Source organism: Caulobacter sp. (assembly GCF_035254145.1).
Taxonomy (GTDB): domain Bacteria; phylum Pseudomonadota; class Alphaproteobacteria; order Caulobacterales; family Caulobacteraceae; genus Caulobacter.
Window position 1 is genome coordinate 1 of the sequence record NZ_DATFAV010000087.1, and the last position, 5,972, is coordinate 5,972.

The 5,972-nt window shown below is 67.4% G+C and carries 3 protein-coding genes and 1 pseudogene; 3 read left to right on the forward strand and 1 reads right to left on the reverse strand.

Annotated elements, in window-relative coordinates; genetic code table 11:
- The first annotated feature begins 90 nt into the window (after positions 1–90).
- Positions 91–319: pseudogene (locus VJ655_RS04820) on the forward strand (hypothetical protein).
- Here VJ655_RS04820 and VJ655_RS04825 read toward each other — a convergent pair.
- Complete coding sequence (locus VJ655_RS04825) at positions 264–2,402, reverse strand: M3 family metallopeptidase (protein ID WP_324109929.1); 2,139 nt, start codon at positions 2,400–2,402, stop codon at positions 264–266. The pseudogene VJ655_RS04820 and the gene VJ655_RS04825 sit on opposite strands and share 56 nt — an antisense overlap.
- A 122-nt stretch (positions 2,403–2,524) precedes the next feature.
- Between VJ655_RS04825 and VJ655_RS04830 the strand changes: the two genes are divergently transcribed.
- Positions 2,525–3,373 (forward strand): glutamate racemase, encoded by an 849-nt coding sequence (locus tag VJ655_RS04830; protein ID WP_324109930.1) that lies wholly within the window; start codon positions 2,525–2,527, stop codon positions 3,371–3,373.
- Positions 3,374–3,529: 156 nt separating this feature from the next.
- Positions 3,530–5,972: DNA translocase FtsK (locus VJ655_RS04835; RefSeq protein WP_324109931.1), on the forward strand; the 2,443-nt coding region annotated here is incomplete at its 3' end.

Genomic DNA, 5,972 nt, shown 5'->3' on the forward strand with positions numbered 1-5,972 from the left:
GGACGAAGCCAGGACCATGGATAGGGCGAGGGCGGACAGGGCGGTCTTGGACGCGGCCATCGAAACTCCTTCAGCCCCTCGTTTCACTGAATAGCCCTTCTCCCCTTGCGGGAGAAGGTGTCGCCCTTGGGCGACGGATGAGGGGTCGCGAAAATAGAAACGCCGCGGCGGTGGTTAAGCTGTCGCGGCGGTTCCGTTCTTCAACCCCTCACCCGACCCACTTCGTGGGCCACCCTCTCCCGCAAGGGGAGAGGGAACAGGTCCTACGCCCCCGCCGGGACCGGGAAACCGCGGTGACGCATCAAGGCGCCGATCTTGACGTCGCGGCCGCGGAAGGCCCGGAACTGTTCGACCGGATCCACCGAATTGCCCTTCGACATGATGGTGTCGTGCAGGCGCTTGGCCGTGGGCTTGTCGTAGAAGCCGCCCGGCGCCTCCTGGAAGGCCTCGGCGACGTCGGCGGTCAGGGTGTCGGCCCACAGATAGCTGTAATAGCCGGCCGAATAGCCGTCGCCCGAGAACACGTGACCGAACTGCGGCGTGCGGTGCCGCATGACGATCTCCTTGGGCATGTTCAGCTTGGCCAGCTCCTCGCGTTCGAACTTGTCCGGATCGATGTCGACGTCGCCGGCCAGATGCAGCTTCATGTCGATCAGCGCGCTGGCCAGGTACTCGGTGGTGCCGAAGCCCTGGCCGAACTTGTCGGCGGCCTCGATCTTGTCGACCAGGGCCTGCGGGATCGGCTGGCCGGTCTGATAGTGCAGGGCGAACTGGTTCAGCACCTGGGGCGTGGGCAGCCAGTGCTCGTTCAGCTGGCTGGGGAACTCGACATAGTCGCGCGCCACGTTGGTGCCCGACACCGTCGGATAGGTCGCGTCGGCGTTCAGCCCGTGGATGGCGTGGCCGAACTCGTGGAACAGGGTGGTGGCGTCGTCCCACGAGATCAGCAGGGGCTCGCCGGGCTTGCCCTTGATGAAGTTGGAGTTGTTGGAGACGATCGTGGTGATCTCGCCCCCAGCTTTTTTGGAGAAGCGCTCCTGGGTGCGATAGGCGTTCATCCACGCGCCCGACCGCTTGCCCGGACGAGCGTAGGGGTCGAAGTACCACAGGCCCACGTGCTTGCCGGCCCGCGTCACCTCATAGACCGTGATGTCCTCGTGATAGACGGGGACGCCCTCGATCTTCTTGAATTCGAAACCGTACAACTGGCCCGAGGCCCAGAACATGCCCTCGCGCAGCTTGTCCAGCTGCAGGTAGGGCTTCACCTCGTTCATATCGAGGTCGTACTTGGCCTTGCGGACCTTCTCGGCGTAGTACCGGTAGTCCCACGGCTCCAGCTTGAAACCACCCCCCTCCTTGTCGATGATCGCCTGCATGTCGGCGACGTCGATGGCGACCTGGGCGATGGCCGGGGTCCAGACCGCCTCCATCAGGGCCATGGCGTTCTCGGGAGTCTTGGCCATGGCGTTCTCGAGACGCCAGTGGGCGTGGGTCTGGTAGCCCAGGAGCTTGGCCCGCTCGACGCGCAGCTTCAGGATTTTCGAGATGATGGCGTTGTTGTCGGTCGCCCCGCCGTTGTCGCCACGGTTGACGAAGGCGCGCCAGACCTTCTCGCGGGCCGCGCGGATCGGGGACTCGGTCAGGAACGGGTCGACGCTGGAGCGGGTGTTGACGACGATGAACTTGCCCGGAAGCTTGCGGGCCGTGGCGTTCGAGGCGGCGGCGGCCTTCAGGGTCTCGGGCAGGCCGGCCAGATCGGCGTCCGACAGCTCGATCCAGGTGTTTTCGTCGGCGAGCAGGTTCTGGCTGAACTTGGTGTAGAGCCCCGCCAGTTCGGTGTTGATCGCCCCGACCCGAGCCTTGGCCGCCGGATCGAGCTTGGCCCCGGCGCGGACGAAGTTGGTGTAGTATATCCACAGCACGCGCTGTTGTTCAGGCGTCAGCTTGGCCTTGTCCGGCGAGGTGTAGACCGCCTCGATGCGGGAAAAGAGCGCCGCGTTCTGGTTGATCTTGTCGTAGTGGGCCGAGAGCTTGGGATCCATCTCCGCCTCGACCTTCTGGAACTCCGGCGTGCTCATGTTCGAGCCCCAGATGCCGTAATAGGTCTGGACGTCGTTCAGCGTCCGACCGGCGTCTTCCAGCGCGGCGATGGTGTTCTCGAAATTCGGGGCGGCCTTGGTGGCGGTGATCGCGTCGATCTCGGCCAGGTTCCGGGCCATGGCCGCCTCGAGCGCCGGCTTGAAGTCGGCGACCTTGACCTTGTCGAAGGCGGGCACGCCGCCATAGGGGCCGGTCCATTTCTGGAGCAGGGGATTGGACGCTTGGGCCATCGACACACTGGGATTGAGGGCGGCGGCGACCCCGGTGGCGGCCGCTGAGGCGAGGAACGTACGACGTTGCACGGAGGATCTCCGGTGAAAGTTTGGATGGACCGTAGGGCAAGGCTCGGGGCCCGTCACATGACAGGACCGTAACCTTTCCGCCCGCGTGGACGAGGCCGGCTTTGGGGTCTAAAGCTGGGCCCATGATCGGCGTCTTCGACTCCGGCGTGGGCGGCCTGACGGTCCACCGCGCCCTCGTGCAGCGTCTGCCCCAAGCGGACTTCACCTATCTGGCCGACCAGGCCAACGCTCCTTACGGGGTACGGACCGGCGAGGACATCGTCGAGCTGACCAAGGCTGGCTGCGAGCGTCTGTTCGAGCGCGGCGCCAGCCTGGTGGTCCTGGCCTGCAACACCGCCAGCGCCATCGCCCTTCGCCGCCTGCAGCAGACCTGGCTGCCCGGCTACCGCAAGACCCTCGGCCGGCCGGTCAATATCCTGGGCATCATCGTGCCGACCATCGAGAAGGCCACGGGCCTGCCCTGGGAGCACGAGGCCGAGCGGCGCGGCGAGAAGGTCGAGCAGCTGGATATCCTCGGCGTCTTCGCCACCCAGGCCACCGTGCGCTCGCGGGTCTACGAGATCGAGATCGACAAGCGAAAGCAGGACCTGGCGGTGTTCTCCGAGGCCTGCCCCGAGCTGGTGCCGCTGATCGAGGGCGACGCCTCGGTCGTCGAGCTCGCCAAGGCGGTCGAGGACCATGTCGAGGCGCTGAAGCGGCGCATCGGCCGCTATCCGGACCGGGTGGTGCTGGGCTGCACCCATTACGAGATCATCGCCGACATCTTCCGCGCCGCCCTGCCGGCCGGAACCCCGCTGATCCAGCAGCCCGAGGCCACCGCCGACGCGCTGGAGCTCTATTTGGAGCGCCACCCCGACTATGATCCGGGGCGGGGCGGAAGCCGGGTGTTCCTGACCACCGGAACGCCGGGGCCGCAGAACGGCCTGGTCCAGAGCTTCTGGGGCGGACCGCTGACGTTCGAGGCGGCGTAGAGCGAAAATCCTCCCCCGCGATGCGGGGGAGCATCTAGGTTCCGGCGCCGCCGCTCGCCCTCCTGAATCAAATCCTGACGAACGTCGTAAACGCCTTTTAACGGTCTTGGGGCAAAACATGATGGTTCGACCCATCCTGACGGGTCGCGAGACGTGTTGAGTTCGGAGACTTTCATGGCGCGAGCCGCGCGGCGATCCCCGACGGAGCTCCTGTGGGACGCGATCCGTTATGGCTGGGTCCAGCCCTGGACCGCCCGTTTTCGGGGCGGGGTCATTACGGTCATCGGGGCCGGACTGCTGCTAGCCATCGCCACCTATAACGCCACCGACCCCAGCCTGAACGCCGTCACCGGCGAGCCGGCGCGCAACGCCCTGGGGAGCATGGGCGCGGCGATCTCCGACATGCTGATGCAGTCGCTGGGCCTGGCGGCCTGGGGCGTCGCCTTGCTGATGCTGGTCTTCGGCGTCACCCGCGTGGCCCAGGCCGACCCGGATTCCGGCCGCAAGGACCTGCGCCGCCGGGCGCTGGTCGGCGCCCTGGGCCTGCTGGCCCTCGCGGCGATGCTGGCCGCGCCGCCGCCGCCAGCCATCTGGCAGCTGGAGAAGGGCCTCGGCGGCTTCTGGGGCGACTCCCTGCTGCACATGGTCGCCAGCGCTCTGCGCTTCGCCCACATCCCCGCCGCCACGGCCATCGCGGCGGTGCTGTTCGCGATCGGCGCGATCTTCGCCCTGGGCTTCGCGATCGGCGTGCGCGACATCGATCCCGAGGCCATTCAGGCGGCGCTCAACGGCGCCCTGCAGCCGCGCGCGCCTCGCCAACCCGACCCCGTCACGGCCAAGCCCGTTCGCGCCAAGAAGGAAAAGCCCGAGCCCAAGCGCGAGCGCGCCATGCGCCTGCCGCCGCTGGAGGCGCAGGACGACGAAACCGCCATCGCCGCCGCCCCGAGCGCGCCCGAGCGCGCCTATACCCCGCCGCCGGCCGCGCAGGACGACGAGGACGACTTCGAGGACTCGCTGGACGCGCGCCCGATGGCGATCGCCAAGCCCAAATCCATGCCCAAGGAGTCGGGCCGCGAGCAGCGCGAGCAGCAGAAAGCCTTCGACTTCGACGACCAGGGCGGCTTCCAGCTGCCGGAACTGGCCATGCTGGCCAAGTCCAAGCCGCGCTCGTCCGAGGTCGACGCCGCCGCCCTGCGCCAGAACGCCCGCCTGCTGGAAAGCGTGCTGGCCGAGTTCGGGGTCAAGGGCCAGATCGACCAGATCCGGCCGGGTCCCGTGGTCACCATGTACGAGCTGGTCCCGGCTCCCGGCGTCAAGACCGCCCGGGTCGTGGCCCTGGCCGACGACATCGCCCGCTCGATGAGCGTGATCTCGTGCCGCGTGGCCGTGGCCCAGGGTCGCAACGCCATCGGCATCGAAATGCCCAATTCGCGCCGCGAGACCGTCTATCTGCGCGACCTGCTGAGCAGCGCCGACTACGAGAAGGCCAGCCAGATCCTGCCGATGGCGCTGGGCGAGACGATCGGCGGCGAACCCTATATCGCCGACCTCGCCAAAATGCCCCACCTGCTGATCGCCGGCACCACCGGCTCGGGCAAGTCGGTTGGCGTCAACGCCATGATCCTGTCGATCCTGTACAAGCTGCCGCCCGAGAAGTGCCGCTTCATCATGGTCGATCCCAAGATGCTGGAACTCAGCGTCTATGACGGGATCCCCCACCTGCTGGCGCCGGTCGTGACCGATCCGAAGAAGGCGGTCGTCGCCCTGAAGTGGACCGTCCGCGAGATGGAGGACCGCTATCGCCGGATGTCGAAGATCGGCGTGCGCAACATCGCCGGCTATAACGAAAAGGCCAACGAAGCGCTGGAGAAGGGCGAGCACTTCGAGCGCACCGTCCAGACCGGCTTCGACGACGCCGGCCGGCCGATCTACGAGACCGAGCAGATCCGTCCCGAGGCCATGCCTTACCTGGTCGTGGTCATCGACGAGGTCGCCGACCTGATGATGGTGGCCGGCAAGGACATCGAAGGCGCCGTGCAGCGCCTGGCCCAGATGGCCCGCGCCGCCGGCATCCACCTGATCATGGCCACCCAGCGCCCGTCGGTCGACGTCATCACCGGCACCATCAAGGCAAACTTCCCGACGAGGATCAGCTTCCAGGTCACGTCGAAGATCGACGCCCGCACCATCCTGGGCGAGCAGGGCGCCGAGCAGCTGCTGGGCCAGGGCGACATGCTCTACATGGCCGGCGGCGGCCGCATCACCCGCCTGCACGGCCCGTTCGTGTCGGACGGCGAGGTCGAGGCCGTGGCCCGCTTCCTGCGCGACCAGGGCACGCCGCAATACCTGGAGGAGGTCACCGCCGGCGGCGACGAGGAGCAGGAAGAGGCCATCGAGGGCGCCTTCGCCGGCGAGGGCGGCAGCAACGACCTCTACGACCACGCCGTGGCCGTGGTCACCCGCGACCGCAAGGCCTCGACCAGCTACATCCAGCGCCGCCTGCAGATCGGCTACAACCGGGCCGCCTCGCTGATGGAGCGGATGGAAAAGGAAGGCGTCGTCGGCGCCGCCAACCACGCCGGCAAGCGCGAGATCTTGG